21 protein-coding genes are annotated in these 25,744 nt (G+C 73.4%); 9 read left to right on the top strand and 12 right to left on the bottom strand.

Annotated features, from left to right (window positions below; all coding sequences use genetic code 11):
* The first annotated feature begins 9 nt into the window (after positions 1 to 9).
* Positions 10 to 1,788, top strand: coding sequence for a DUF6178 family protein (locus WMF20_RS27210; RefSeq protein ID WP_437604852.1), 1,779 nt, complete (start codon positions 10 to 12; stop codon positions 1,786 to 1,788).
* Positions 1,789 to 1,839: 51 nt separating this feature from the next.
* On the opposite strand, the gene WMF20_RS27205 is transcribed toward WMF20_RS27210, so the two are convergent.
* On the bottom strand, positions 1,840 to 2,784 hold the full coding sequence (locus tag WMF20_RS27205) for a hypothetical protein (RefSeq protein WP_437604851.1): 945 nt from the start codon (positions 2,782 to 2,784) through the stop codon (positions 1,840 to 1,842).
* 251 nt (positions 2,785 to 3,035) lie between these two features.
* Positions 3,036 to 3,176: a MopE-related protein gene (locus WMF20_RS27200; protein ID WP_437617173.1), complete on the bottom strand. Its 141-nt coding sequence runs from the start codon at positions 3,174 to 3,176 to the stop codon at positions 3,036 to 3,038.
* 299 nt (positions 3,177 to 3,475) lie between these two features.
* Here WMF20_RS27200 and WMF20_RS27195 point away from each other — a divergent pair, with 299 nt between their 5' ends.
* Together WMF20_RS27195 and WMF20_RS27190 are read left to right on the top strand one after the other, a co-directional pair.
* Positions 3,476 to 4,264 (top strand): SDR family NAD(P)-dependent oxidoreductase, encoded by a 789-nt coding sequence (locus tag WMF20_RS27195; RefSeq protein WP_437604850.1) that lies wholly within the window; start codon positions 3,476 to 3,478, stop codon positions 4,262 to 4,264.
* Between the two features lie 189 nt (positions 4,265 to 4,453).
* A complete protein-coding gene (locus WMF20_RS27190; RefSeq protein ID WP_129577150.1) occupies positions 4,454 to 4,810 on the top strand; it encodes a hypothetical protein in 357 nt (118 codons plus the stop codon).
* 70 nt (positions 4,811 to 4,880) lie between these two features.
* On the opposite strand, the gene WMF20_RS27185 is transcribed toward WMF20_RS27190, so the two are convergent.
* Positions 4,881 to 5,657: a hypothetical protein gene (locus WMF20_RS27185; RefSeq protein WP_437604849.1), complete on the bottom strand. Its 777-nt coding sequence runs from the start codon at positions 5,655 to 5,657 to the stop codon at positions 4,881 to 4,883.
* A gap of 298 nt (positions 5,658 to 5,955) precedes the next feature.
* On the opposite strand from WMF20_RS27185, the gene WMF20_RS27180 reads away from it, so the two are divergent.
* Positions 5,956 to 6,423 carry a DUF2243 domain-containing protein gene (locus WMF20_RS27180; RefSeq protein WP_437604848.1) on the top strand — a complete coding sequence of 156 codons (468 nt, stop codon included), beginning with the start codon at positions 5,956 to 5,958 and terminating at the stop codon, positions 6,421 to 6,423.
* Here WMF20_RS27180 and WMF20_RS27175 read toward each other — a convergent pair.
* From WMF20_RS27175 to ybaK, 3 genes are all read right to left on the bottom strand, one after another.
* Positions 6,412 to 7,578 carry a protein kinase domain-containing protein gene (locus WMF20_RS27175; RefSeq protein WP_437604847.1) on the bottom strand — a complete coding sequence of 389 codons (1,167 nt, stop codon included), beginning with the start codon at positions 7,576 to 7,578 and terminating at the stop codon, positions 6,412 to 6,414. The genes WMF20_RS27180 and WMF20_RS27175 overlap by 12 nt on opposite strands.
* A gap of 240 nt (positions 7,579 to 7,818) precedes the next feature.
* Positions 7,819 to 8,643 (bottom strand): hypothetical protein, encoded by an 825-nt coding sequence (locus WMF20_RS27170; RefSeq protein ID WP_129577146.1) that lies wholly within the window; start codon positions 8,641 to 8,643, stop codon positions 7,819 to 7,821.
* A 73-nt stretch (positions 8,644 to 8,716) separates the two neighbouring features.
* Positions 8,717 to 9,202, bottom strand: a complete 486-nt coding sequence (gene ybaK, locus WMF20_RS27165; RefSeq protein ID WP_437604846.1) for a Cys-tRNA(Pro) deacylase — start codon at positions 9,200 to 9,202, stop codon at positions 8,717 to 8,719.
* Here ybaK and WMF20_RS27160 point away from each other — a divergent pair.
* Positions 9,180 to 10,526, top strand: coding sequence for an ABC1 kinase family protein (locus tag WMF20_RS27160; protein WP_437604845.1), 1,347 nt, complete (start codon positions 9,180 to 9,182; stop codon positions 10,524 to 10,526). The genes ybaK and WMF20_RS27160 overlap by 23 nt on opposite strands.
* Positions 10,527 to 10,671: 145 nt before the next feature.
* Entirely contained in the window at positions 10,672 to 11,430 is a 759-nt protein-coding gene (locus WMF20_RS27155; protein ID WP_437604844.1) for a hypothetical protein, read from the top strand.
* Positions 11,431 to 11,492: 62 nt separating this feature from the next.
* Here the strand turns inward: WMF20_RS27155 and WMF20_RS27150 are convergent, their stop codons facing one another.
* Positions 11,493 to 12,419: a hypothetical protein gene (locus WMF20_RS27150; RefSeq protein ID WP_437604843.1), complete on the bottom strand. Its 927-nt coding sequence runs from the start codon at positions 12,417 to 12,419 to the stop codon at positions 11,493 to 11,495.
* Between the two features lie 147 nt (positions 12,420 to 12,566).
* On the opposite strand from WMF20_RS27150, the gene WMF20_RS27145 reads away from it, so the two are divergent.
* On the top strand, positions 12,567 to 13,091 hold the full coding sequence (locus WMF20_RS27145; protein ID WP_437604842.1) for a hypothetical protein: 525 nt from the start codon (positions 12,567 to 12,569) through the stop codon (positions 13,089 to 13,091).
* A 78-nt stretch (positions 13,092 to 13,169) separates the two neighbouring features.
* Here WMF20_RS27145 and WMF20_RS27140 read toward each other — a convergent pair whose 3' ends face one another.
* The 3 genes from WMF20_RS27140 to WMF20_RS27130 all read right to left on the bottom strand — a co-directional run bounded on the left by WMF20_RS27140 (position 13,170) and on the right by WMF20_RS27130 (position 16,626).
* Positions 13,170 to 13,412, bottom strand: coding sequence for a hypothetical protein (locus tag WMF20_RS27140; protein WP_437604841.1), 243 nt, complete (start codon positions 13,410 to 13,412; stop codon positions 13,170 to 13,172).
* 116 nt (positions 13,413 to 13,528) lie between these two features.
* Positions 13,529 to 15,403 (bottom strand): DUF885 domain-containing protein, encoded by a 1,875-nt coding sequence (locus WMF20_RS27135; RefSeq protein WP_437604840.1) that lies wholly within the window; start codon positions 15,401 to 15,403, stop codon positions 13,529 to 13,531.
* A gap of 323 nt (positions 15,404 to 15,726) precedes the next feature.
* A complete protein-coding gene (locus WMF20_RS27130; RefSeq protein WP_437604839.1) occupies positions 15,727 to 16,626 on the bottom strand; it encodes an SCE4755 family polysaccharide monooxygenase-like protein in 900 nt (299 codons plus the stop codon).
* Positions 16,627 to 17,267: 641 nt separating this feature from the next.
* Here WMF20_RS27130 and WMF20_RS27125 point away from each other — a divergent pair.
* Entirely contained in the window at positions 17,268 to 19,289 is a 2,022-nt protein-coding gene (locus WMF20_RS27125; protein ID WP_437604838.1) for a lipoxygenase family protein, read from the top strand.
* A 54-nt stretch (positions 19,290 to 19,343) separates the two neighbouring features.
* On the opposite strand, the gene WMF20_RS27120 is transcribed toward WMF20_RS27125, so the two are convergent.
* The gene (locus tag WMF20_RS27120) at positions 19,344 to 20,003 is read right to left on the bottom strand and encodes a carbonic anhydrase (RefSeq protein ID WP_437604837.1); all 660 of its coding nucleotides are present in this window, start codon (positions 20,001 to 20,003) and stop codon (positions 19,344 to 19,346) included.
* Positions 20,004 to 20,154: 151 nt separating this feature from the next.
* Positions 20,155 to 24,111 (bottom strand): M36 family metallopeptidase, encoded by a 3,957-nt coding sequence (locus WMF20_RS27115; RefSeq protein ID WP_437604836.1) that lies wholly within the window; start codon positions 24,109 to 24,111, stop codon positions 20,155 to 20,157.
* A 672-nt stretch (positions 24,112 to 24,783) separates the two neighbouring features.
* Between WMF20_RS27115 and WMF20_RS27110 the strand changes: the two genes are divergently transcribed.
* Positions 24,784 to 25,743 (top strand): diacylglycerol/polyprenol kinase family protein, encoded by a 960-nt coding sequence (locus tag WMF20_RS27110; RefSeq protein ID WP_437604835.1) that lies wholly within the window; start codon positions 24,784 to 24,786, stop codon positions 25,741 to 25,743.
* The last annotated feature ends 1 nt before the right edge of the window (position 25,744 follow it).

Here is a 25,744-nt window from a genome sequence, read left to right as displayed (position 1 = left end):
AGACTCGATATGACGAATGCGCTCGCCAAGTCGACGCGTCCTCGCCACCTCGTGGCGAAGCTCCTCGAGCAGCCGGATCTCGTGCGGCTCGTGCAGGGTCTGGAGGCCCCGGTCCTCACCCGGCTGATCCACCATATCGGCCTGGAGGACGCGGGGGAGATCGTCGCGCTCGCGACGACCGAGCAGCTCAAGGGGATCTTCGACGAGGACCTGTGGCGCAGCGAGCGCCCGGGCAAGGACGAGGCGTTCGACGCGGATCGGTTCGCCCTGTGGCTCGAGGTCATGCTCGAGGCCGGCGAGGCGTTCGCGGCGCGGAAGATCGCCGAGCTCGACGAGGATCTCGTCACGCTGGCGCTGTGCAAGCACGTCCTCGTGATCGACATCGACGGGCTCAGCGTGCAGATGTCGAGCTCGGAGCGCTCGGACGACGACGATCTCGTGGAGAAGGCGCTCGAGAGCTGCCTGTATCAAGAGTTCGAGGAGTTCCGCGTCATCGCCAAGGATCACCGGAGCTGGGATTCCATCCTCCTGGTCCTGGTCGAGCTCGACAGGGAGCACCACGCGCTCCTGCGGGCGCTGCTCGAGCGGTGCTGCGCCATCTCCACCGAGGTCATCGAGGAGTCCGGCGGGCTCTACGACGTCCTCACCTCCGAGGAGATGCTGGAGTCCGACGTCGCCGCGGACCGGGAGGACCGGCGCGAGCAAGAGGGGTTCGTCGCGCCGTCCGCGGCCGTGAGCTTCCTCAACCTGGCGCGGGTCACGCCGCTCGACGAGATCCTCGGGGCCCGGACGTACGATGCCGTCACGCGCGCGCATTTCCGGGCGGCGGCGGCGAAGGCGCGGCCCCCCGCCGCGGCGCCCCGGCGGCCGGTCTCCGGCGGGGAGAAGGGCGCGCCGGCCGCGGAGGACCTCCAGAGCTTCCTCGAGGTGCTGCGCGAGGCGGACATCGTGGCGCCCGCGGCCGATGCGCGGCTCCTCACGGCCGGCGAGCGGCGCGAGGGGGAAGACCTGCTGTTCACGTCGGCGATCCGCGAGGCGATGGCGCGGGACGCGGAGCTCTACGGGAAGCGGCTCCTGGAGCTGAGCTATCTCGTGAACGTCCTCATCTCCGGGTGCAGCCACGACGGCCGCGCGTTCCGGCCGTTCGAGGCGGCCGAGGCCGTGCTCTGCACCTGCAGCCTCGGGCTCGAGCGCCTCCTCGGAGAGCGCGCGGGGCGCAAGAGGCCGGGCCCGGACGAGCTCGCGTCGGCGATGACCGAGCATGACGCGGTGAAGATGTTCATGGCCGGGTGGAATCTCCTGCACCACGAGGTGCTGCTCCAGGCCGCCGGCGCGCTCCGGAAGGCGCTGGCCGGGCTGATCGCCGACCAGCCCGACGCGCAGGCGGCCCGGGCGATCGAGCGCGTGGCCGCCGGGCTCGCGGCGGACGTCGACGCGGGCAAGCCGTGGCGCTCGCGCGGCAAGCTCGATCGGATCGAGCGCGCGCTCGGGGCCGAGGCGACGGCGGCCTACCGCGCGCTCCTGGACGAGCTCCCGACGCTGCCCGACGGCGCGGTCGAGGCGGCGCGGGCGAGCGGCGCGCAGCGCTCGCGGTTCGTCTCGAGCGCCGCGCAGATCCGGGCCATCCAGGCGATGCTGACGCGGCCGGATGGGAGCGGGGCGACGGCCGCCTCGCGCGCGGCCGGCCCTGCTGGGCGTGGGGCAAAGGCCGCCCCGCGCGCGGCCGGCGCCGCTGCGCCCACCAAGGCGCGCAAGCGCGCGCAGCCCGGCGCGGGCCGCCGGAAGTAGCGGATCGGGCCACCGCCGCGCCGCCGCCCGGCCGGGGGGGGCGGCGCGCGATCAGCCCTCGCGCGGGGGCGCCTCGGGCAGGCCGCCGTTCTTGCGGAGCGTGGCGATGAGGCGGTCCAGCGCCTCGCGGTAGCCCTTCTGGGCCGCGGCGATGCGCTCCTCCATCGTCGCGTCGATCTCCTTCACCTGGGTCGCGGACGAGTCGAGCATCGCCTTGCTGCGCCCGAGCTCCTCGATGCGCTCTTCCGACGCCTTCTTCTCCTCGTCGGTGCGCCGGCCCGACGACTGGAACGCGCGCTCCGCGGCCACGGCCTCGTCGATCGACGCCTTGATCGCCTCGATCTCCTCGAGCATCCGGCGGAGCCGGAGCTTGTGCTCGACCATGTCGATGTGGACGGTGTAGCTCGCGAAGGCCACGGCGTCGGCCTGCCGCTCGAGCGTCGCCGCGTTCTCCTTGCCGAGCGAGGCGCGGTGGCGCTCGATGGTGCGGTGCGCCTCGTTGCGCTCGCGGACGTACTTCTCGAGCTGGCGCGCGACGCCCTCCTCGAGCGCGTGCGCGGTGGCGCCGGTGACGTCGGCGTCGCACCCCTTCTGCTTGACGACGTACTGCGCGGCGCCGCTCACCTTGCGGGTGAGCTCGTCCTGATTTTCGTTGAAGAACTCCATGGCGCCGTTCACGACGCGCAGGCGCTCGACGTAGTCGTAGCTCCGGCCCGCCGCGTCCGCCTGCTCGATGACCTCGACGGCCACCTTCCAGTCGGGCTTCTTGAGCTCGTCCGGGTAGCCCTTGAACTGGCCGGTGGCGCGCTTCGCGAGGTCCTCGCGCTCGCTGAACGACGTGGCCGTGGCCTGGAGCTCGGCCGGGTAACGCTCGGCATAGCCGCTCTGGCGGGCCGACGAGGCGATCTCGGGCTCCGGCTTGGGGGCGCTGCAACCGAGCGCGAAGAGGTGGCCGGCCAGGAAGAGCGCGCCGGCGACGAGGCGGGGTCGGTTCATGGGCGCAGGCGTATAGCCCAACTCCGCCCCCGGAGGGCGCGCTCCGCGCAGCCCGCGCGGCGGCTCGGCGCGCCCGAGATGCGATGTGTCATGTGGTGTGGGTCGCGCAGGGTCAGGTGTGCGTTCGCCTGGGCTCGCGGGGCGGATCGGGCGATTGCGCTCGCGTGACGGGGCGCAACGCACCTGGAGCGACGGACGGAGGGAACGTCGGATCACCGAAGGAGCTCGAGCCGCCGAGACGCCAAGCGCGCTCAGCCGCCGGTCCCGCCTAAGCCGCCTGCGCCCTCTGGCTCATCGCCGCACGCGACGCCATCACAGCTGTTGTCGACGCCGTCGCCGCACACCTCCTCGGCTCCCGGATGCACCGACGGAAGGTCGTCGCGGCAGTCCAGCTCTTGGTACCCATCCTGATCGCGGTCCGAGCACGATTCGTCGTGGACCAGCAGGCCGGGGAGACGAGCCCCACAGCAGAGGCTGCGCGCCCCACACCCGCGCGCGCCGCGCGTCGCGCACCGCTGGACATCGCGCAGGACGCTGGAATTGCTTCCCTTCTCGTCGCGTCCTTGGCATCGTCGCGGCCCGCTCTGCGCGCCCGAGGCGAGCGAGGGCGGTTGTTCTTCTTTATCTCAGCATGGCGAGCGCCGGAGCCGGTCACGGCGGCGTCGATCACCTTCGCGAGAGGATGTGCGGCATGGGAGCTTTGAAAGACAAGGTCGTCATCGTCACGGGCGCGAGCGCGGGCATCGGCAGGGAGACGGCCGCCGCCCTCGCCGCCGAGGGCGCGAAGGTCGTCGCGAGCGCGCGGCGCGAGGCGCAGGGGCGCGAGCTCGTCGCCGCCGTCAAGGACCGCGGCGGGGAGATCACCTGGGTCACCGCCGACATGCGGGTCGAGCGCGACGTGCAGGCGCTCGTGGACGCCGCGGTCTCCACCTACGGCCGCCTCGACGGCAGCTTCAACAACGCCGGGGTCGGCTTTCTGGCGCCGTTCATCGAGATGAGCAACGAGGACTACGACCAGTTCCTGGACACGAACCTCCGCGGCGTCTTCTGGTGCATGAAGTACCAGATCAAAGCCATGCTCGCGGGGGGCGGGGGCTCCATCGTCAACTGCGCCTCCGTGGCAGCGTCGCGCTCCTTTCCCGGGCTGTCGGCCTACGCCGCGTCCAAGGCCGGCCTCGTCGCGCTCTCGCGCGGCGCCGCGGTCGAGGTCGCGCAGAAGGGCATCCGCATCAACACGGTGAGCCCCGGCATCATCGAGTCGGAGATGGCCACAGTGGGCTGGCGCCTCGACGATCCCCAGGGCCGCGCCTTCGCCTCGTCGCTCCACGCCATGAACCGCGTCGGCAAGCCGGGAGAGGTGGCCGCGGCGGTCGCGTTCCTCCTCAGCGACAAGGCCTCGTTCGTCACGGGCCAGGACATCATCGTCGACGGCGGCCTCGTGCCGGCGGCGTGGCCCGCGGGCTACGCGGGCGGGGGCTGAGCCGCGCCCAGCGCGCGCCCTGAGCCGCGCTCCTCCGCGGCCGCTCGCCGCCGGGTGCGCGGGATGGCCCCGCTCGGCCCGGCCGGCGCGAGCGGCCGGGGACGGCGCGCGTCGGCACCTCGCGTGCACGCAGCGGGTCGGCGCGCGCGTGTGCGGGGGATGCACGGCGCGCGGCGATGGAGGGGAACCATGGGGCGCGATGACGAGGAGCGGCCCGAGCCGCAGGCGCAGGGCAAGGGGCGTGTCGACGAGGTCGATCAGTCGAAGGGGATCTTCCGGCTCGACGGGCCGCATCCCAAGGAGGCCGAGCTCCGCGCGCCGGGCACGCTCGGCGGCGGTCCTTACGAGGAGTCCGGGCGCGGCGGCCCCGCGGGCTCGCTCGAGCCGCGGGACCCCAGCCTCGCGTCCGCGGGCGCGGCGGCCTCGCCGGAGGAGCCGCCGGCGCAGGGCGGCGACGCGGCCGACGAGGCGCGGCCGGTGGCGGGCGCGCTGCCGCAGCACGAGGAGCGGAGCGCCGAGGAGCGCAGGGCCGCCGGGCAGGGGTAACCAGGGGTAACAGGGGAGGCGGCGGCCGGGCGCGCGCCGAGCGCGCCGAGCGCGCCGGCGCCTCGCGCGCTCACCGCGGGGCCGCGGCGCTCGCGACGCCCAGGGCGACGTATTTGCTGAGGGTGCCGAGCACGCCCATCTTGTCGCGGAAGTTCTTCATGAGCCGATCGGGCAAGATCAGCTCGTCGAACAGGAAGCCGCCGAGCGCCGACAGCGCGCCCGTGAGCGGGCCGCTGCGCTTCCCGGTCGCGTCGAGCGCCCTCTCGTAGCCGATGCCCCAGGCGAGCAAGCCCCCGGCGAGCACCGCGATCCCGGCGGGCGTGACGACCGGATCGAACCGGTCGCTCGCGCGGCGCCCCCCGAGCCCGACCGCCGTCGCCATCGCGTTCATCGAGGCCCAGGGCGAACCGCGCTTGAGGCTCGACGCTGCCATCATCGTGCACATCGTCGCCGCCGTCAGCGCGGCGCCGGTCCGCAGCCCGCGCGTGACGATCTCGCTCATGCGGGCCCCCTGCTGAGGGCGCTGCGCCGCCGCGCGGGGCGCCTCGGGCGGCAGGGCCGTCGCCTCGGGCGGCAGAGCGCTCGCCCGAGCAGGCGGAGGGGCCGCCTCGGCCGGCACAGCCGTCGCGGGCGGCAGGGCGCTCGCCTCCGGCGGAAGGGCGGTTGTCTGGACGGGGGGAGACATCCGCTCGGAAGGGGGGACCAGCGCCGCGGGCTGGTCGGCCTCGGCGCCCCCCTGTCGGCCGACATGGAGATAGTCCTCGCGACCATCATGGTAGGTATAAGGGACCGGCTTGGGACCCTGGTGCTCCGGCTCCGGCGTTCCTGCGGCGCGTTCCGGGTTCATTCGATTCTCCATCTGACACCTTTCGACGATTTCTGCGAAACCTAGGATCTGCGGCGGGTGCCAACTCCGTGCCAGCGCCGTGTCAGCCAGTCCACGTCGCCGGGCCATCGCCCGAGCGCGATCGACCCGGGCTCCCGCGGTCGCACGGACGCACGCCGGCGGTCCCGCTGGCCTGGCCGATCCGCCCTCGTCCGCGCGCGCCCGTGGTTTGACCCTCGCATGGGGCTGCGCCCAGGAGGACCCCATGAGCACGGCGCGCCCGCTCGATCACGACTCCCCCACGAGGACATCGCGCGCCGTGAAGACGGCCGGCGTGCTCTTCGGGTTGGGCGCGGGCGGGCTGATCGATGGAATCCTGTTCCATCAGCTCCTGCAGTGGCACCACATGATCTGCTTCAGCTGCCATCCGGGCGCGACCATCGACGACGTGCGGAGGAACATCTTCGCAGATGGCCTGTTCAGCGCTGTCGCATTCGGTCTCACCGTGGCAGGAGTCAGCAAGCTCTGGGGCGCGCTGCAGCGGGGCGGAGCCCTGCTGTCCGGGCGGATCTTCCCCGGCGCCGCCGCCGTGGGCTGGGGGGTGTTCAACCTGGTCGAGGGGGTGATCGATCATCACCTCCTCCAGATTCACCACGTCCGTCCAGGGCCAGGTCAGCTGGGTTGGGATCTGGCCTTCCTCGCGTCCGGGGGCTTGCTCGTGCTCGGCGGCCTGCGCCTGATGCGCGCGGCGCCACGCGGCGCGCGTGCCGGGCTGTCAGCGGGATGAGGGGGCGCGGCGGGGCGAGGGCAGGCGCCGGGCCGGATCGCCGGCGCGGTCGGCTGCGTCGAGCGACAGGTCGCGCGTCTCGGTCACGGGGGCAGCCGCCGTGAGCGGCGGCGGCACGGCGAGCGTGGTCATCGGGGCGCCCTGCGCGACGGCCGCGCCCCCGTCGCCCTCGGCGGCAGAGGTCATGTCGAGCGACGCCGTTGTCTCGCCCCCAGGGGCCGGCGCGGCCGCCTCGACCGAGCGGCCGAGCGGGTCGCCGCCGGGCCACGCCAGCGCGATGGACGCAGCGCTCGACGCGGGCCCGCGCGCGCGGCGCTCGGCCTTCATCATCGACGGGTCGAGCGCGGTGCCGCCCGCGAGCAGCGGGCGCAGCGCCGCCAGCATGGCCGCGGCGCTCGGGTAGCGCGCCGAAGGATCCAGGGCGAGCGCGCCGTGGATGACCGCCGCGACCTCGACCGGGACCCACGGGGCGATCTCGTGGAGCGGCAGCGGCGGCGTGCTGCAGATCGTGTAGACGAGCTTCCCGAGCGTGCCGACCTGCTGGTACGGGGCGTGGCCGGCGACGGCGCAGTAGAGGGCGCTGGCGAGCGACCAGAGATCGGTGCGGTGATCGACGTCGCGGCCGTTCTGCACCTGCTCGGGCGACATGTACAGCGGCGAGCCGAGCACGCTGCCGGTGTTCGTCAGCCCCGTCGTGTGCGCCAGGGCCAGCGGATCGGCCAGGATCTTGGCGATGCCGAAGTCGAGGATCTTGACCGTGAGCGACCCGTCCGGGCGCCTCGCGAGGAAGAGGTTCGCCGGCTTGATGTCGCGGTGGACGATGCGCGCCTCGTGCGCCTTCTGCAGGCCCGCGAGCGCCTGGGCGCCGATGCGCAGCACGACGTCCGGCGGGAGGGGCCCGACCGCGTCGATGCGCTGCTGGAGGTCCTTGCCGTGGAGGCGCTCCATCGCGATGTACGAGGTGTCCGTCTCCTCGTCGGTGCCGGCGTCGAGCACCTGCACGATGTGCTCGCTGTCGATCGCGCTCGCCGCCCGCGCCTCGCGGCGAAGGCGCTTCACCCCCTCGCTGCCGGGCAGGAGGTGGCGCCTGCTCATGACCTTGATCGCGACGCGCAGCTGCGTGGTCGTGTGCTCCGCCTCGTACACGGAGCCCATCCCCCCTCGCCGAGGAGGCGCACGAGCTTGTATTTGCGGTCGATCGTCTGGCCTATCAATCGCAGTGCAGCCTAGCGAAGCGACCCTGGTGCGGCAACGACGTCTCCCGTGGACGGCCGCGCCGCCGGCGGCCTGGCGAGGCACGTCAACAGCGCTCACCCGCTCGAGCCGCGCGGCGCTCTGGAGGTGGGTCGCCGAGCTGCGGAGATGGGTCGGGGCGCGGCGCCGCGCTCCGCGCCATCACCGCTCCGCCCGCGCGGGGCCGCCTTCGCCCCACGCCATCTGCGCGAGGCGGTGCAGCAGGGACAGCGAGGGCGGCTGCGCGCCCGCCTCGAGCGATGGGAAGGCGCACGTCAGCTGAACCACGGCGAACGGCGCCCTCCTGGCGATGAGCAGCTCGCAGTGGCCGCTGAACGCCGCCGGGTTCCGGGGCCGGGCGGGGGGGGCGAGCGAGAGGCCGTCGGGGAGCTCCGCGAGCGCGCGCCCGAGGTCGTCGAGCTCCTCGGGCGCGAGGCGTCGCTCGCGCGGCTCGGCCGCGCCGCTGCCACCCGGGTAGAGCAGCGCGTGCCCGCTGGCCTGCGAGCGGAACGGGCCGTCCGAGGACGGCGAGAGCGAGAGCTCGACCTTGGCCCAGCGGCGCCCGCCGCCGGCCGGCGCGATGCCTTCGAGGACGAGGAGCCAGTCCGGCGCCGGCCGGCGCGCCATCGCGCGCCTCGCCCAGCGCCGCAGCGCGTGGGGCCGCGCCCAGGGCGAGAGCCCCGCGTGCCACGCGCGGAACGCGAGCTCCTCGCGGTACGCCGCGCCCGGGAGCCACGATCGGGCCGCCTCGAGCGACTCCCACACCGCGAGCCCCGCCGCGAACGCCGGGCCCACGCTGATGCACTGGACCAGCCCGGGGATGCACGCGGCCGCCGCGGCGAGCACGGCGCCCCCCGCCGCGGCCGACGCGACCAGCTGGACCGCCCCGAGCCCGAGCTCCCACGGATGGCTGCCCTGGCACAGCTGCCGCAGCTCGGCGGTGCTCAGCTCGCTCGGGTCGCGCACGTCGCAGGCCGCTCTGGTCATATCCTCGTCGCCGCCCCGGGCTCGGCCCAGGGCCGAGCGCTCCCATCATACCGCGATCCGGCGGCGCGCGCCGTCAATCTGCGTCGCCGCCGGGGACGGCGATGGGGCCGACCGCGGCCTTCGTCGCGCGCAGGTAGTCGCCGGGGGCGACGAGGATCTGGGTGCCTCGCACGCCGGCCGAGATGGAGACGACGTCGAAGAGCTCGATCGTTTCGTCCGCGTAGACGGGATAGGCCTTCTTCGCGCCGAGCGCCGTGACCCCGCCGCGGACGTAGCCCGTGAGCGGCTGGACCTCTTTCAGGGGCACGGTGTCGACCTTCCGATCTCCGGTGAGCCGCGCGATCGCCTTGAGGTCGAGCTGGGCGTTGCCCGGCACCACCGCGAAGCAGACGCCGTGGCGATCGCCGCGCGCCACGAGCGTCTTCCACACCTGCTCCGGCGGCAGGCCGATCTTCCTGGCCACGGTGCTTGCGGTCAGGTCGCTCGGATCGACCTCGTAGGTGCGCAGCTCGTACGGGATGCCGAGGCTGTCGAGGATGCGCGCCGCGTTGGTCTTCATGCGGGGCATGCTATACGCGCCGACCGGGCCGATGACGACCGAGAAGAAGCTCCCCGAGGGCCGGCTGAACCGCTTCGTCCGCCTCGCGGGCCTCGGCGCCCGCGCGGGGGCGGCGCACCTGCTCGCGCGGCGGGGCGACGCCGCCGCGGACGCCGCGGCGCACGTCGCCGAGGTGCTGGGCGCGATGCGCGGGCTCGCCGCGAAGGTCGGCCAGATGGCGAGCTACGTCGACGGCTTCATCCCCGAGCCGCAGCGCGAGGCGTACGAGGCCGCGCTGCGCTCCCTTCGCGCCGCCGCGCCGGCGTCCTCGCCCGCGGCCGTCCGCGCGGTGGTCGAGGAGGACCTCGGGGCCCGGATCGACGAGCTCTTCGCGGCGTGGGACGACGCGCCGTTCGCGAGCGCCTCCATCGGCCAGGTGCACCGCGCGGCGCTCGCGGACGGGCGCGCGGTGGCCGTGAAGGTCCAGCACCCGGGGGTCGACCGGGCGCTCGCGAGCGACCTGGAGAACGCCGGCATGATCCAGGCGATGGTAGGCGCGGTGGCGCCCAGGGCGCTCGACTCGAAGCGCGTGCTCGAGGAGGTCAGGGCGCGGTTCCTGGAGGAGCTCGACTACACCCTGGAGGCGGAGCGACAGCGGTATTTCGCGGGCGTGCACCGGGGCGATCCGACGATTCACATCCCCGAGGTCATCGCGTCTCGCTCGTCGCGCCGCGTGCTCACCGCCGAGCTCGCGCGCGGCGCGACGCTGGAGGAGGCCGCGGCGCGCGATGAGCGCACCCGGCGCGCGTATGCCGAGGCGCTCTGGCGGTTCGTGTTCAAGGGCAACCTCGTCGGCGGGATGTTCAACGCGGATCCGCACCCGGGCAACTACCTCTTTCACGCGGACGGCCGGGTCACCTTCCTCGATTTCGGCTGTGTCGAGCCGCTCGACGGCGCGCGGCTCGAGCACGGGCGCGGGATGCACCTCGCGGCGCTCCGGAAGGACGAGGCGGCGTTCGCGCGGCACGCGGCGCTGATCCTGGGGACGCGGGGCGGGCGGTTCGAGGAGATGTCGCTCGCGTACACGCGGCGGTGCTTCGAGCCGCTGTTCAGCGCGCCGTTCCGCGTCACGCGGGCTTACGTGACGAGCCTTGTGGAGGGCGTGATGGCGATCAAGGAGCAGATCCTGGTGAAGGACAGCGGGTTCGTGCAGCTGCCGCCGGGCATGGTGTTCTTGAACCGGCTCCAGTTCGGGTTCTACTCGGTGCTCGCGCGGCTCGGCGTGGAGGTCGACTACGCCGCGGTCGAGCGGGCGTTCCTGCGGGAGGCGGGGCTGCTCGAGTAAGGCTGCGGGCGCGCGCGCGACCCGGCGCATGCGCGACCCGCTGGCGAGGGCGCGTCGGAGAGCGGCTCGACGGCTTCTGCCGGGAGCGGTCGGCGCTATAACGCGTGGTCGCGGCCCTTGATCGGGGCAGGCATTGGAGGGGCACATGAACAGACTCGCTCATCGAAAGACAATCGCCGCGCTCGCCCTGCTCGCCGCCGCCTGTGGCGGGTCGTCGGACGACGCGCCCGACGACGGGAGCAGCGGGACGACGGCGTCTGGCGCGGGCGGCGGCACGACGGCGTCTGGCGCGGGCGGCGGCACGACGGCCTCCAGCGGGGCGACCGCGCCGGACGGCGAGATCCTGGCGCTCGAGATCGTCGAATGGCACCAGGACGAATCGGCGCTGCGGGTCTCGTTGGTCCTCAGGAATCAGGATACGTTGCCGCTGCCGGTGACGCCGGAGAGCTTCTCCGTGACGAGCTCGGATGGGTTCTCGCTCGGCTGGGTGCCCTTTCGATGGATCACGAACCCGTGCCCGGCGGTGAATCTGCCGTCCTCGGGCTCCTTGCGCTGCGAGATGGGCTTCAGCAAGAGCGCCGAGCAGGAGCCGGCACGGCTGGTGTTCGCCGCGCTCGACGGGCGCCAAATCGAGACCCCGTTTCCGGCCGAGTCGCCCATCACGCTGGACAACTTCTGCTCCCACATCAGCGTCGACGGTCGTTGCTACGAATGCGTGACCGAGTGCGGGTTGTACGAATCCGTCTGCACCTCGGACGAGGACCGGATCAACCTCGACAGGCTTCTCTTCTCTGCGGGGGACTCTTGCACCGAAGATGCTCCCCCCCTGAGCGAGGCCTGTTTTGACGGGCTGCTGACGTGCATACAGGATGACTGCGTCGAGGACTGCGATTTGCACCCTTGATCCACGAGGCGGCCGACCGCGGGAGCGCGCCTCGCCTTCCGCCTGCCGGGAGGGAGGGCGCTTCAGCGCGCGCGGCGGTCGTGGAAGAGGAGCATCTCGATCGTGCCGGCCTCGCGGAGCCACGGCTGGTCGTGCGGGCCCGGGAGGACGCGGAGCGTGTGGGGGATCGAGCGCTTCGCGAGCTGCGCGGCGAGGGCGGCGTTCGCGTCGTGGAACGGGTCGCCCTTGCTGGTGAGCAGGTGGAGATCGCGCGGGCCGGCCGCGGCGACGGCCCCGGCGAGGCGGTCGGCGTAGGCCGAGGCGCGGTGGGCGCTGATGGCGGACTGCACACCGCCCCAGGCCCCGAAGAGCTCGGGCCTGCGGAGGAACACCTCGACGCCGACGTAGCCGCCGAGCGAGCAGCCGTCGAACGAGGTGCGGGCCGCGTCCTGGAACACGGGCGCCTCGGCGCGGGTGCGGGGCAGGACCACCTCGGCGAGCCAGCGCGCGTAGCCGTCGAGGGCGGCGGAGGGGTTCGGGGCCTTGTGGACGTTCGGCGTGTACGGGCACGCGATCGCCAGGCCCCGGAAGGGCTGCGCCGCGAGGGCGGCGTTGACCTCGGCGAGCCGCGCGTCGGTCCAGTCCTTCCGGCGCGCGGTGCGGCCGAGCGGCGGGCGGCGGAGCCGCTCGTAGGCGGACCCGAGGCCGTAGCGATCGAGCCACGCGAAGGCGCCGAGGCGCTCGTCGCCGGTCTCGCCGAGGCCGTGGAGGAGCACGAGCAGCGGCACGCGCTCGCCCGGGGCGAGGTGCCTCGGGACGAGCAGCGTGAACCGCCGGCCGAGGGCGCGATCGCCGGGGACCTGGAGGTCGCGGACGTCGAAGGCCGGCGGGGCGGCGGGCGCCGGAGGCGGCGGGGCGGCGGAAGGGGCGCCGGCCGGGTCGGCGAGGGCGGCGCGCGGGGCGAGGGCGGCGGCGCAGAGGGCGAGGAAGGGGCGCCGGGGGAGGAGCATGCGGGGAGTGTCGCAGCTCGGCTGCTCCGGGCCAGCTCGTCGGGGCTCCACAGGGATCTCCCGGGTCTCTGGGGGCTGACAGGAAATGGCCGAGGCGCGCCGACGGGGTGGACGCGGCGCGCGCCGAGCGGGTACACCGGGGCGCCCATGGCCACGACGCACGACGCGACCGACGAGACGCACGACGAGGTGGGGCAGGCGCGCCCCGTTCGCCCCGAGGACCAGGACCCGAAGCTGTGGAGAGGCCAGGGGTGGACGGCGCGGGTCATCAAGAACGAGGACGACGACGGGTGGGCCGTCGAGATGACGTGCGACGGCCAGAGCGAGCCCTCGCTGGTGGGGCCGTGGACGATGGGGCGCGACAAGAAGAACCCGAAGCCGCTCGACGCGGGCGCGTTCGCCACCCTGGTGAAGACGGCGAACGAGGTGCTGGCGCGGCACGTCCAGCAGCGCCGGGCGCTGCTCCACCGGAACGTGACGGTGGCGGTCGAGGGCGGCGCGCGGGTGCGGGTGGACCTCGACGTGGTGCCCGACGAGGACGACCCCCACGCCGTCCTCACCGAGCGCGACGCCGCCGGAGGGATCGTGCGGCGGTCGCGGGTCGCCGCCGATTTCAAGCTCACCGCCGAGAGCGCGCGCAGGTGGCTCGAAGGGGGCGTCCCCGAGGCGTGACGGGCGCGCAGCCGGTCATGTGCCCCTCGAGGTCGTGAAATTAGGGCCGCGAAAGAGAGGGCCGCCGATCCCCCGCGCTCAGCCGGGATGGCCCGGCGTCCAGGCCGGCGGATCGCTCGCCGGGAACGACTCGTCCGACGCCTCGTCCTCGGGCTCGACCGGCGCTTCCGGCGCCTCGCGCGGCGAGAGCGCGCCCCCGCGGTCGACCGGCGTCTCCGGAATCCGCTCCTCGCGCGTCTCCTCCGTCGGCTCGGAGCCGGCCGCGGCGCCCTCGGGCGCTCCCGGCTGTCGCTGTACCGCCGCCTCCTCGCTCGCTTCCATGCGTCCCCTCCGGCGCTGCCGTGCCCTCCTCGACAGCTGGAGCCGGCGAGGCGCGCCGCAAGGGGATCCCCGGCGAGATCGAGGCGGCGCTCTCTCTGCGCTCGCCTCGCCCTCGCTCAGCGCGCCGGCTGAGCCCCCACGAACCGCTCCAGCACCGCCTGGCGCAGCAGCTTCGGCGGCAGGATCCCCTGGGCGAGCACGAAATCGTGGAACCGCTGCGCGTCGAAGCGAGGGCCCATCCTGGACTCGACCTCTGCGCGGAGCTCCATCAGCCGGGTGAACCCGTAGAAATACGATGTCGCCTGCCCCGGCGCGCGGAACGTGTAGCGCTCCACCTCGGACTGCGCGAACGGCGCCGACAGCACCACGTCCTTCTCCAGCAGGGCGCGCGCGGCCGCGGGCGTGATCTTGCCGGCCTGGAGCTCCGGGTCCAGGAAGGCGCGCGCGGCCCGCAGCAGGCGGTATTGCAGCGAGACGAGCTGACCCTCCGGCGGCATGAACGGGAGCACGATGGCCTCGGCGTAGAGGCCCCACCCCTCCACGTTGGCGCTGTTGTCCGCGAAGACCGCCCTGGCGATCGAGACGCCCCGCTCGACCAGCGAGGCGAACTGGAGCTCGTGTCCGGGGCGCGCCTCGTGGGCGGTGAGCGTCCACGACGCCGCGGCGTGGGTGAAATCGTCGACCTTCCGCAGCCCCTCCGCGGAGCCGGGCGGCGCCGGGAGGCTCAGCGGCAGCACGAACTCCCCTTGTTCGCCCTGGTTGTCGAGCAGCCGCGGCGGCCGCATGTGCGGCGCAGGCGTCTCGGCGCTCTCGGCGGCGGTGCCGAGCCGGATGCGCGCCGGCCGCTCGGGCAGGGTGACGAGGCGCTCTTTTCGAATGATGGCCTCGATCTGGGCGAGCCGCTCCTTGTAATGCGGCAAGATCGCCTCGCCCACCAGCTGCTCCTGTTTCAGGGCGCGGATCACGTCGCGGTAATCCGCGCTCGGCAGCTTGCGCGCGGCGGCGATCGACACCGAGACCTTCTGCATCTGCGCCTTCAGATCGTCGAAGGCGGCGTGGGCCAGGGACGCGAGCTCGGCGGGCGGGAGATCGACGCCATACGACTCGAGCGCGAACGCATAGAGCGGCGGGGGCAGCGCGAAGCCGACCCGCGCCCGGGGGAGCACCTCGGCGCGCAACGCCGCGTCGTACGCCTCGAGCTGGCGGTTCAGCGCGGCGAGCGGCTCTTCGTGGCCGCTGATCGCGTATTTCCGGAAGAGCTCTCCGATGCCCTCCCGCACGCGGGCGTTCGTGGCGAGGTGCCGCTCGATCTCCATCCTGGAGGGGGCGAGCAAGCCGGGTTTCCCGAGGTCCTGGGTGAGCCTGGCCCTGGCCTGCTCGGCGATGGGCGCGTGGCCCCCCTCCAGGCCTGCGTAGCGCCGGAGCCGCGTGAGGGCCATGGCCCGCCGCGCCGGCGAGTTCCGGTCGTCCAGCAGGACCGAGATGCCCGTGAACACGAGCCCCGTGACGTGCACGTACGAGACCCGGTGCTTCTCGTCGAGCTCCGAGCCGCGCACCGCGCGATCGGCGGCGTCCAGCAGGATCTGCAGATCTTCGGCGACCGCCGGGTCCTTCTCGGCCTCTCGCCGCTTCTGGAGCTCGACGATGGCCGCGCGGTAGGCCGCGCGCTCCCGCGCCTCGACCCCCGGCGAGAGATCGGTGATCTCCCCGTCCGCGCGCTCGATCCCCGCCGCGCCGGCGTGCTCCGGCGAGAACCGCGCGAGCACGTCGAGGAGCACCTGCGCGTGCTCGTTGCTGCGCTCGACCCACGCCGGGGTGCGGGGGGCTGCCGCAGGCGGCGCGGCGGGCGGCGCCGCCTTCGCGCTCGCGGCGGCCGGCGGCGCCGGCGAGGGCAGGGGAGCCGGCGCGGCCGCGGGAGGCGGCGCCTCGCGGGCGCACGCGGCCACGAGCAGGGGGACGACGGCGAAGGGGCGGAGGGCGCGCAGGGCCATATCGCACCTCTGGCACAGGCGCCGCCGCGAGCCAATCACGACGAAGACACGCGAGGGCTCCGCGAGCGCGCTTTTCGCTGCCGTGATGCGCCGCCCCCGCGACCTGTGTTGTTCTTCATGAACTCCGCGGTTTACAGCGTACTTCTCCAATCCGCGCGCGCGCGGCGATCACCCTGCGGAGCGGGCGCATCTCGCGACGTGCCCTCCTCCGGCGCGGGGCGGGCGGCGCGGGGCGGGCGGCGCGGAGCTGGCGGCGCGGAGCGGGTCGCCCGCGTGGCGCGCCAGGGAGCGCGTCGCGCGCGCTCGCTCGCGCGCCGATGTGCTCAGCGGCGGCGGCGCCAGCGCAGGAGCCCGAGCGCGAGCAGGCCTGCGGCGGTGGCGATCGCCGGGTCCTCGGCGGCGCCGACGCGGCAGCCGCAACCCGACGAAGAGGAGGAATCGGACGCGTCAGCGCCGGCGCTGCCGCCGTCGCCGCTCGCGCCGGCGCCGCCGTCGCCCGCGCTGCCGCCCGAGGACGCGGTGCTGCCGCCGTCGCCGGAGCCGCCGCTGCTCACGCTGCTCGATGCGGCGCCGCCCTCGCCGGATTCGCCGCCTGCGCCGCCTGCGCCAGCCCCGGTGGGCTCACCCTCGCGCGGGAGGATCGTGACGGTCGCGCAGTGGTGATAGAAGCAGCCGCCCGGGTTGTTGATCCCGTGGTTTGACATGAACTCGCTGACCTGCAGCGTGCAGTTCTCGCAGGTCAGATCGTCGGGGAGCTTGATCTCGACGGTTTGCTCGGCCGTGAACGCCGACGTGTGGACGAGCAGGCCGTCCGCCACGAGGGGGAGCTGCGGATCTGTCTCGATGACGGTGGAGCCGCACGGCGTGGCGCCAGGGGTCACCACCGGATCCGGGGGGAGCGACTCCGGCTTCTCCGCGATCGACACGCGGTAATGGCCCGGGTGGAATATCGTCTCGTCGATCCTCAGCTTGATCGTCTGACCCTGGACATACGTGGTCACCTCGCCGGTCGGCTTGATCGGCGTCCCGGGGTCCGCCTGGCCGCAGGGCGCGCTCTTTTGCGGGTCGCCGAGGTTGCTTTGCTCCGAGTAGCAAGCGGGCTCGAGCAGGACGAAGTGGGCGTGGGCCACGGCCGGGTCGATCGCGGCGAGGGCCGCCGCGGCGAGGGCCGCTGCCGCGGGCGCGCGCCACGGCGCCTTGGGTCTCGTTCGTGATGTTCGCATCGCAATTCTCTAGGTCAGGAGGTGGTCTCGCGGCCGCGCCCGTGGAGACTCGTTGGCTCTCCTCCCAGGGCGTCGCGGGCGCCTACTCTCCACCACCGCTTGTCCGCCGCCAAGCCCGAACTCGCCGCGGCGACGACACCCGAGCTCGCGATCGCCGCGGCGACGACAACCAAGCTTGAACTCGCCGCTGTCAGCGGTCGCCGGACCGCGGCGCAGCGCCGCGCCCGCGCCGGCCCGAAGCTCGTCCCCGTGACGGCAGCGCCGGCGCCAGCAGCTCGCCGTCGATCCGGAAGCCGCCGTGGCGCGCCGTCGACCACGTCGCCGGCGCCGGACGGCTCGATGGGCCCGACGGACGGCGCCGCTCTCCGTCGCTCACGAGGCGGCTCGCGTCCCCGGACCGGCCGGACGCGCTGCCACGGCTCCGCACCTCGCCGCCAGACGACGCCGCGATGTCACCGGACTGCCTCCATGTCCTCCGCGGCGCTGTGGTCGATTCTCGTTTCGTGTGGGCGTGAGCGCGAGGTGCGCGCCCGGGATCTCTCGACTGCCGATCTGCAGATCAGGCCACGCGCCGGATTGTCAGTCGTGTGGACCCGGCGTAGCGTGGTGCTCCTTGCAGTTCCTCCAACATCGAGGGCGTCATGAGTAACCCGTCCCTGCCTCAGAACGACTCTCCCGCGGAGCAGCAGCAGCGTAAGAGCGAGCTCGCCCGCGCCCAGCAGACGTACGTCTACGACCACGACACCCGTCTATCGCCCCTCGGGGTGGCCCAGAGCGTTCCGAACGGACAGGGGTTTGCCCCCATCCTGGTGGGCTCGGCCGCGCTCGTCATCCTCGAGCTCGTCGGCAACGTGATGGCCAAGGCGTCCAAGCTGGTGGGCTCCGACGGCGCGCTTCATTCCCCGAAGGGAGGCCCGATGGACGACGCGACGAGCGCCAAGATCCAGGGCGTCCTCCACGATCTCAAGCAACGTCATCGGGAGCTCACCCTCATGCTGACGCCGCTCCATGGCGAGCCCGAGCGCGCCCCCGCGCCGCCGCCGCGAGCGCCGGCGGTCGCGGTGGTCGAGGGGTTCGCGCAGAAGATCGTCACGGCGGCCGAGGGCCGCGCCGTGGAGGGCGTCCTCGGCGCGACGAACTATCCCACCAAGAAGGTGGGCGATATCATCAAGTCGCTGCTGGATGCGCTGCTGAGCGCGGCGGGGAAGCTCCTTCTCAGTCTTGTCGGGATGTACGGGCAGGCGACCGGCGTGTACGACTACGTCTCGGAGTTCCAGACGTTCCGCCTGCCCGAGATCGCGAGCGTCTACCAGGACGACTCCATCTTCGCCTGGCTGCGCGTGGCGGGGCCGAACCCGCTCGTCCTCGAGCGCGTCGCGTCGCCCGGCGCGAGCTTCCCCGTGACCGACGCGCAGTATCGCTCGGTGATGGGCGAGGGCGACTCCCTGGCGAGGGCAGGCGAGGAGGGGCGCCTCTACCTGGCCGACTACGAGGTGCTCTCGCAGCTCGTGCCCGGGACCGCGCCGGATCAGCAGAAGTACGTCGAGGCGCCGCTCGCGCTCTTCGCGGTGCCCGCCGCGGGCTCGCCGAGCCGCCTGCTCCGCCCGGTGGCCATCCAGTGCGCCCAGACGCCGGGCGCGGCGAGCCCGATCTTCACCCCTTCGGACGGCGTGGCGTGGGAGGTGGCCAAGCTCCACGTGCAGGTCGCCGATGGGAACTTCCATGAATTGATCTCGCACCTCGGGCAGACCCACCTCGTCATGGAGGCGTTCGCGATGGCCACCCCGCGGCAGCTCGCCCCCGAGCACCCGGTCAACGTCCTGCTCACGCCGCATTTCCAGGGCACCCTGGCGATCAACAACGCCGCCGAGGCCGATCTCATCGCCCCGGGAGGCCCGGTGGACAACCTGCTCGCCGGGACGATCGCGTCGTCCACCCGGCTCGCGGTCGACGCCGTGCTGAGCTACAGCGTCAATCAGCAGTTCCTCCCGGTGGCGCTCGCGCGCCGCGGCGTCGACGACCCGAGCACCCTGCCGAGCTACCCCTACCGCGACGACGCGACGCTCCTCTGGAGCGCGATCCATACGTGGGTGTCGCGGTACCTCGCGATCTATTACACGAGCGACGCAGACGTGCTGGGCGATTACGAGCTGCAAGGCTGGTTCGCCGAGCTGTCTTCCCCGTCGGGATGCGGCCTGAAAGACATCGGCGAGGACGGGGCGATCCGCACCGTCGCTTATCTGGCGAACCTGCTGACGCACGTGATCTTCACCGCCAGCGCCCAGCACGCGGCCGTGAACTTCCCGCAGAGCTCCCTCATGAGCTTCACCCCGGCGCTCCCGCTCGCCGCCTACGCCCCGGCGCCGAGCATCACCGCGGGCCTGCCGTCCTCGGAGATCTTCCAGCACCTGCCGCCCCTGCAGCAGGCGCTGCTCCAGCTGAACGTGATGATGCTCCTCGGCGGCGTCTACTACTCGCGGCTCGGCGACTACGACCGGAACATCCCGGGGGCGTATTTCACCGACGCGCGGATCCGCGAGCCCCTCGAGGCGTTTCAGCGCGAGCTGATGGATATCGAGGCGACCATCGGCAAGCGCAACCTCCAGCGCTCCCCGTACGTCGTCCTCCTGCCGTCGCAGATCCCGCAGAGCATCAACATCTAGGCTCGGCCTCGCCGGAAGCGCCGGAATCAGGCGTCGTGGAGCGTCATCGACGCGTCACGCGCGATCGAGGAACGTCACCTCGCCGGTCTCCAGGGCGTACTCGGCGCCGACGATGCGCATGCCCTCCTCGGCGCACAGCCGCTCGAGCAGCCGGCTGCCGTGCCGGAGGTGATCGCACGAGTTGCGCACGTTGGCCCGGACCGCCTCGCGCATCAGGAAATCCCTTGGAGCGTGGCGGCCGGCGGCGCTCACCACCGTCTGCACCGGGGCGCGGCAGCGCTCGACGATATCGCGGATGTTGTCGGTGAGGACGCCGCCGCTCTCCTCCTGGAGCAGCTCGCCCAGCGTGGCCTTGATGGCGCCGCAGCGCGAGTGGCCCATCACCACGGCGAGGCGCGTCCCGAAGGCGGCGGCGGCGAACTCCACGCTGCCGACCAGCGACGGCGCCACCACGTTGCCCGCCACCCGGATGACGAACAGATCGCCGAGGCCCTGGTCGAAGATGAGCTCGGACGGCACCCGCGAGTCCGAGCAGGAGAGGATGATGGCGAACGGCCGCTGCCCTTCCGCGAGCGCGGCCCGCTCCCGCTGGCCCAGCACCACGCGCTCGCTGCGGACGTTGTCGGCGAAGCGCCGGTTGCCCTCGATCAGCCGCTCCAGCGCCTGACCGGCGGACATGGGGGGCAGGGCGGGCGGGGGGTCGGTGATGCTCATGACGGCCGGCCAGCGTGGTAGAGCGCGCGGCGGGCGTCAATGGGCTGTCGCCCGCCGCGGTGCGCCGTTCGTGGCCATCGGCCTCGGAGCGACCGCGATCACGGCCGACGCCGCGCTGGAACGCGGCGCCGGGGCGCGGCGCGCGCGGGGATCACCGCGCCGTGCCGCCGCGGCGCCGCCGCCGCATCGCGAGCGCCGCGACGGCGGCCGCCGCCCCGAGCGCGCCCAGCGGAGCGCGCTGCGCTCCCCCCGGGATCGCGCACCCGCACCCCTCCTCCGGCGGCGACGGCTCCCTCGCCGGATCGACCACCACGCTCACCTGGTCGGCCGCCTCCAGGATCCCGTCGCTGACCTTCACCTCGAACGCGAGCGCCGTCGCCGCGGCCACCTCGGGCGCCACGAAGGTCGCCCGCGCGCCGTCGCCCACGAGCTCGACCGCCGGCCCCGCCGTCTGCGTCCAGGAGAACGTCAGCTCGTCCTCCTCGGGATCCGAGCTCCCCGACGCGTCGAGCGTCACCAGCTCTCCCACCGCGACCGCCTGATCCGCCCCGGCGTCGGCCGCCGGCCCTCGCTGGCAAGAGGCGGTGTCCTCGACGAGCGTCGCGAACGGCTTGTTCTTCACGCCCGCGAACCCGATGTCGTCGATCTCCCAGCCGGTGTCGCCCGCGGCCTCGTCGGTGCCGAGCCGGAACCGCACCCGCACCGTCTTTCCGGCGAACGCGGTCCCCAGATCCACCGACACCCTGTCGAGCTCGGGCCACGACGGGCTCTCGCCGACGAACGCCCTCCGCCTGGCCAGCGGGTTGCCCGACTCGCTCGTGATCCTGCCGCCGTAGCCCGGATCCGCGGTCTTCGCGACGTCGACCCACGTCTCGCCGCCATCGGCGCTGATCTCGATCACCGCGCCGTCCCAGAACGTGCCGTCGCTCGCCTCGAACTGGTGCCGGTGCGCGAACGTCAGCACGAAGCGCTCGGTCTCGCTGACCTCCAGGGGCGGCGACACCAGCGCCGCGTCGGACAGGGTCCCGAGATCGACGCCGCGCCAAACGCGGTTCGGCGCGGTCCCCTCGGCGCGCGACCACACGAGCTCGCTGGAGATCCCCTCGACCGTCCACGTCGTGCTCTGCGTCTCCACGCCGTCGACCGTCGACGACCCGGGGACCTCATCGTAGTTCACGCGGCGCACCAGGGCCTCGACCCGCGTCGGCGTGCACGCCTCGGCGCTCTTCAGCGTCAGGTTGAGCTTCAGGTCCTCGGCGGGCTTCATGTTCCGGTCGAGCTTCACCGGCACGGTCGCGGTCCCGGTCGCGAACGGCGCGATGTCGCCGAACGACGCGCGCGCGCCCTCCGGGAAGGTCACCCCGCCGCCCGGCCCCTCGATGGACACCGCCGCGCCGGTCAGGGGCGCCGCGCCGCGATTGACGATCTCGATCGTGACCGTGCCGGACTCCTCCGCGTCGAGCAGCCCGTCGCTGTCGCAGGAGCCGGCGCTGTCGTCGAGCTCCGCGCGGACCAGCGCGAGCTCGGGCTGGACCTTGAAGCTCTCGACCACGCCGGAGAGGCCGCGCGCGTCGACGCGCGGCGACACGGCGCACGTGCCGGCCCCGCGCCGCGCGAACGCCTCCGCCATCGCGCGGAAGTCGCCCTGATCGCTGGCGAGCGCGGCGGCCAGCACCGCGTCGCGCTGCTCGGTGAAGGTCGGGTTGGCGGGGGCGAGCTTCATGCCGGCCACCACGTAATCGCTCATCCGCCGCCGGGTCTGCTCGAACGCGCGCGGCGGGGTCAGGCCGCCGCCGTGCCGGATCAGCGCGACATAGGCCTCGAACATCATCGCCGCCCAGACCTCTCCGGCGTTGTGCACCTCGGAGTTCTGCGGAGCCGAGACGTTGAGCGGGTGGTCGGGGAGGCGCTCGTCGTCCGAGATGTGCCGGAACGTCAGCCCGTTCTTGGCGAAATCGACGGAGTAGGGCGCGCGGCGGATGCCGAAGTAGCTGTCGCCGAGCGCCGCGCTCCCGTAGCTCGAGATCGGGTAAGCGCCGTCGAGGTCGTCGCCCTCGCGCAGCGCCATGTGCAGCGCGATGAAGTCCCCCCACCCCTCGCTCTGCGCGCCGCACATCTGGGTGCTGCACGCGACCTGACGGAGGTGGATGTAATGGCCCCACTCGTGCGCCACGATGGTGTTGTCGATCGTCCCGTCGCGCTCCACGCTGGGCTCTCGGGTCATCGTGACCGTGAGCGGCGCCTGCGCCCCGGCGAGCGCCGCCTTGAGCGCGCCGCCGTCCTCCAGCGAGACGCTCTGGGCGGGCGTCGTCACCTCGAGGTCGTCGCCGGCGAGCCGCGGGGCCCCGTCGCTCTCGCGGTTGTTGGCGATGATGACGCCGACCGCGCCGGCCTCCTGCGCGTTGCGCGCCTTCTCTGCGAAGGCGCACCCGCCGCGGTCGACGAGGGCGATCTTGCCGGCCACGTCGCTCGTGATCGGCCCGCACGCGTCGCCCCGGGGCGCGGCGTCGTCCTCGCCGAGGGCGAGCTCGCCGGTCACCTCGTAGCGCTGGGGCCCGAACATGGCGGTGTTCGACGCGTAATTGGCGTTCTGCGGCGTGACGCTGAGCGACCGCAGGTCCGGCCCGGTCCACAGGTACATCTGCATCCGCGGCGACGCGCCGTCGTACGTCGCATCCATGTTCGCGTTGTCGCGGCTGCCGCCGGGCGCGTCGTCCTGCGCCTCGGCGAGGAGCGGGTCGCCGCCGATGCCGCCCCGGCCGAGGTTGTCGCGCTGGGCGTTGCCCGCAGCCTCGGTGAAGCCGGAGTCGTAATACCAGTCGTGGAGCCAGTTCGTGACGTAGAAGACCTGGGTGACGGCCGCCATGATCTGATCGGGCCCGGCGAGCGGCTCGGCGAGCGGATCATAGGTGTAGTCGAACGCGCCCGGCCCCGAGAGCTCCGCGCGCGTATCGCCGCTGGAGAACCCGTCGGGCGCGTTGTGATCCGCGTAGGCGTCGACGTTGTTGCCGCGGGTCGAGGTCGCGTCGGCCGGCAGCCACGGGTCGGCCCGGCCGTCCGGGTTCGTGTTGAAGCCCTCGATGGAGATGAGGCTCGGCGCGATGAACCGCGGGCGATGGCCGTCGGGCCGCCCGGTCGGGTGCGGCGACATGTCCGCGATGGGCCCGCCGAGCGGGGTGTGCTTGTCGTCGTCCTCCGCCCAGACCCGGTAATCGAAGGTCGCGGCGTGGGAGAGGTTTTCCCGGTAGAGATACCGCCCGTCGCTGGCCCCGAACACCCACGCGGTCGCGTCGGAGCTCGTGCGCCCGGCGTCGCCCGAGACGAGCTCGACGAAGTAGCCGGGCACGAGCCGGTCGGGCAGCGGAAACAGCACCTTCCTCACCCGCGCCGGCTGCGCGAAGCGCAGGCTGCCGGCGCGCTGGCGCGCGTGCGCGGTGTCCGCGAGGTCGAAGAGCCGATATCCGCCCTTCGCCTCGCCGAGGTCGCGGAGGTCGGCCGTCTTGATGTCGATGCGGTGCGCGTCGCGCACGGCGCGGACGACCGCCTGGGCCGGCGCGCCGGTGAACGCGCGGCTGCGCTTCGAGCCGGGCCGGAGGGAGCCGGCGCCGGGCGGCAGCGCGACGGCCGACGCGTGCAGGTTGCCGCCGAGGGCGACGAGCGTGAGGTCGCGCTTCATGAGCACCTTGAGCTCGCTGCGGAAGACCGGGATCCCGTCGACGTCCTGCCCCAGCGTCACGAGGATGCCGCCGCGCCCGGTGTCGTGGATGTGGCGCACCACGGCCGTGTCGAGCGCGGCCTGCGGCAGGTGGTAGAGGCGCGCGTACTGCTGCACGTACCAGCGGGCGGCGGCCTCGGCCGTACTGTGGGTGGCGGCCGGCGGGCGGTGCTCCGGCGAGGTCGCCCACACGAACGTCGGCACCCCGCGCTGCGGGTCGGTCGACGCGATGACGGCGCCCGGCGCGTCGTCGCTGGCGACGCGCGCCACGCCGGCGGGCGGCGCTGGCGGCTCCCTGAAGTAGGCATCGTGATTCGGGCGCTCGCGCGCGTGGGCGAGGGGACCGGCGAGCAGCGCGAACGACAGCGCGGTGTACCGAACTGAAACCTTCATGTTCCTCGATTCTCCGATTCCGAGGGAACGACGCCTGTTGGCCACGCGCGCGACGGCCGCGCGCTGCGTCCCGGGCGCCTCGCGCCCACCCGTCGAATCCGCGACGCGCGGCACCCTAGCCGCAGCGTGCGTGCAGGGGAAGCGCGACCGGTCGCGCCCTGTCCGGAGTCGTAAGGCGCCTCTCATGCGATCTCGTCGCAGCGCTTGTCAGGGCGCGAGTCCGGCGGCTCCGATCCAGGCATGGAATAAAGAGGATACCGTCGCGCTCCACTCCATGAATCCATGAATCCATGAATTGCACTGTTGTGATCGCCGCCTGACGTCGTGGGGCGCATCGGCCGCGCGCGCCGAGCTCGCCCGACCTGGGCAGGAGGGGAGACTGTCGCGCCCGCGACCTCCGCCGGAATCGGGCGGGGTGGGGGAGCTGGGGAGGGGGGAGCTGGGGAGCGCTGGCTCAGGAGGCTCCGGATCATGCGGTGCGTCGTCGCTGCGCGGGCTCGTGCGGCGTCGGCCGTGCAGCGAGGGATCGAGCGAAGGCGGTTACGCGGTCGTGCGCGCTGTGGCGCGCCTCAGCGGCGCGGGCGCGGCGGGCCAGCCCACGTACGCCCCTGCGGTATGACGAAGCGCTGACATGCAGCGCGGGCATCGGAGACTATTCTGACAAACGCCAACGTGATCCACGCCTTGCACGTCGAGACCAAGCTCGTCTCCGAAGAGCTCTGCGCTCTTCTGCGTCAGGTTGATCCCGCGGTCTTCGTCTTCCGGGACGAGCCCGAGGTGCGCGCCCGGGTCGATCGGGTGGTGTTGCGGCTCCGGGAGCTCGTCGTGGCGGCCGAGCGCGACGACGCGGGGGGCGCGCTCGATCGGCTCCGCGACCGCCTCCGCGCGCTGCTCGCGGCGGTCGAGCGGGCGACCCCGTCCGGGACGCCCTCACCCAAGGCGGCGTGGATCGCGTTCCAGCGCGAGGTCCAGCCTGCCTACGAGTCGTTGCTGCTGGCGCTGCGCGGGGTCGTCGCGGCGCCGCCGAGCGTCAGGCCGACGAACCATGCGCGCAGCCTGTGGCACGTGGGCTCGGGGCTGGCGGTGCTCGGGCTGGTCCAGCTCCTGCCCGAGCGCGGCTGGCTCGTGGCCGTGAGCGGCGCCTTCGCGGCGGCGGCGTGGTCGATGGAGATCGCGCGCCGGGTGAGTGAGCGGGTCAACGATCGGCTGATGCGGCTCTTCCGGCTCGTGGCGCACCCGCACGAGCGTTACCGGGTGAACTCGTCGACCTGGTACATGACGGCGCTCCTCCTGCTGGCGCTGTTCGGGACGCGGCTGAGCCAGTCGCTCGCCGTGGTGGTGCTCGCGGTGGCCGACCCGGCGGCGGCGCTCATCGGCCGTCGCTTCGGCCGCACGCGGCTGCGCGACGGCCGCTCGCTGGAGGGGACGCTCGCCTTCTTCGCGGCCGGCGCGCTGAGCTCCCTCGCGGTGATGTGGGCGCTCGGCCCGGCGTCGCTCTCCTCGCGGCTCCTCCTGGCCGCCGTCGCCGGCCTGGCCGGGGCGGCCACCGAGCTGTTCTCGTCGCGGATGGACGACAACTTCACGATCCCGGTCGCCGTTGCGGCCGCGGTGACCGTCGCCGGCGCGGGCTGAG

It is taken from the genome of Sorangium sp. So ce834 (assembly GCF_051521425.1).
GTDB lineage: Bacteria > Myxococcota_A > Polyangia > Polyangiales > Polyangiaceae > Sorangium > Sorangium cellulosum_D.
The sequence above is the reverse complement of the archived record's forward strand: the minus strand, read 5'-3'. Positions and strand labels throughout refer to the sequence as shown.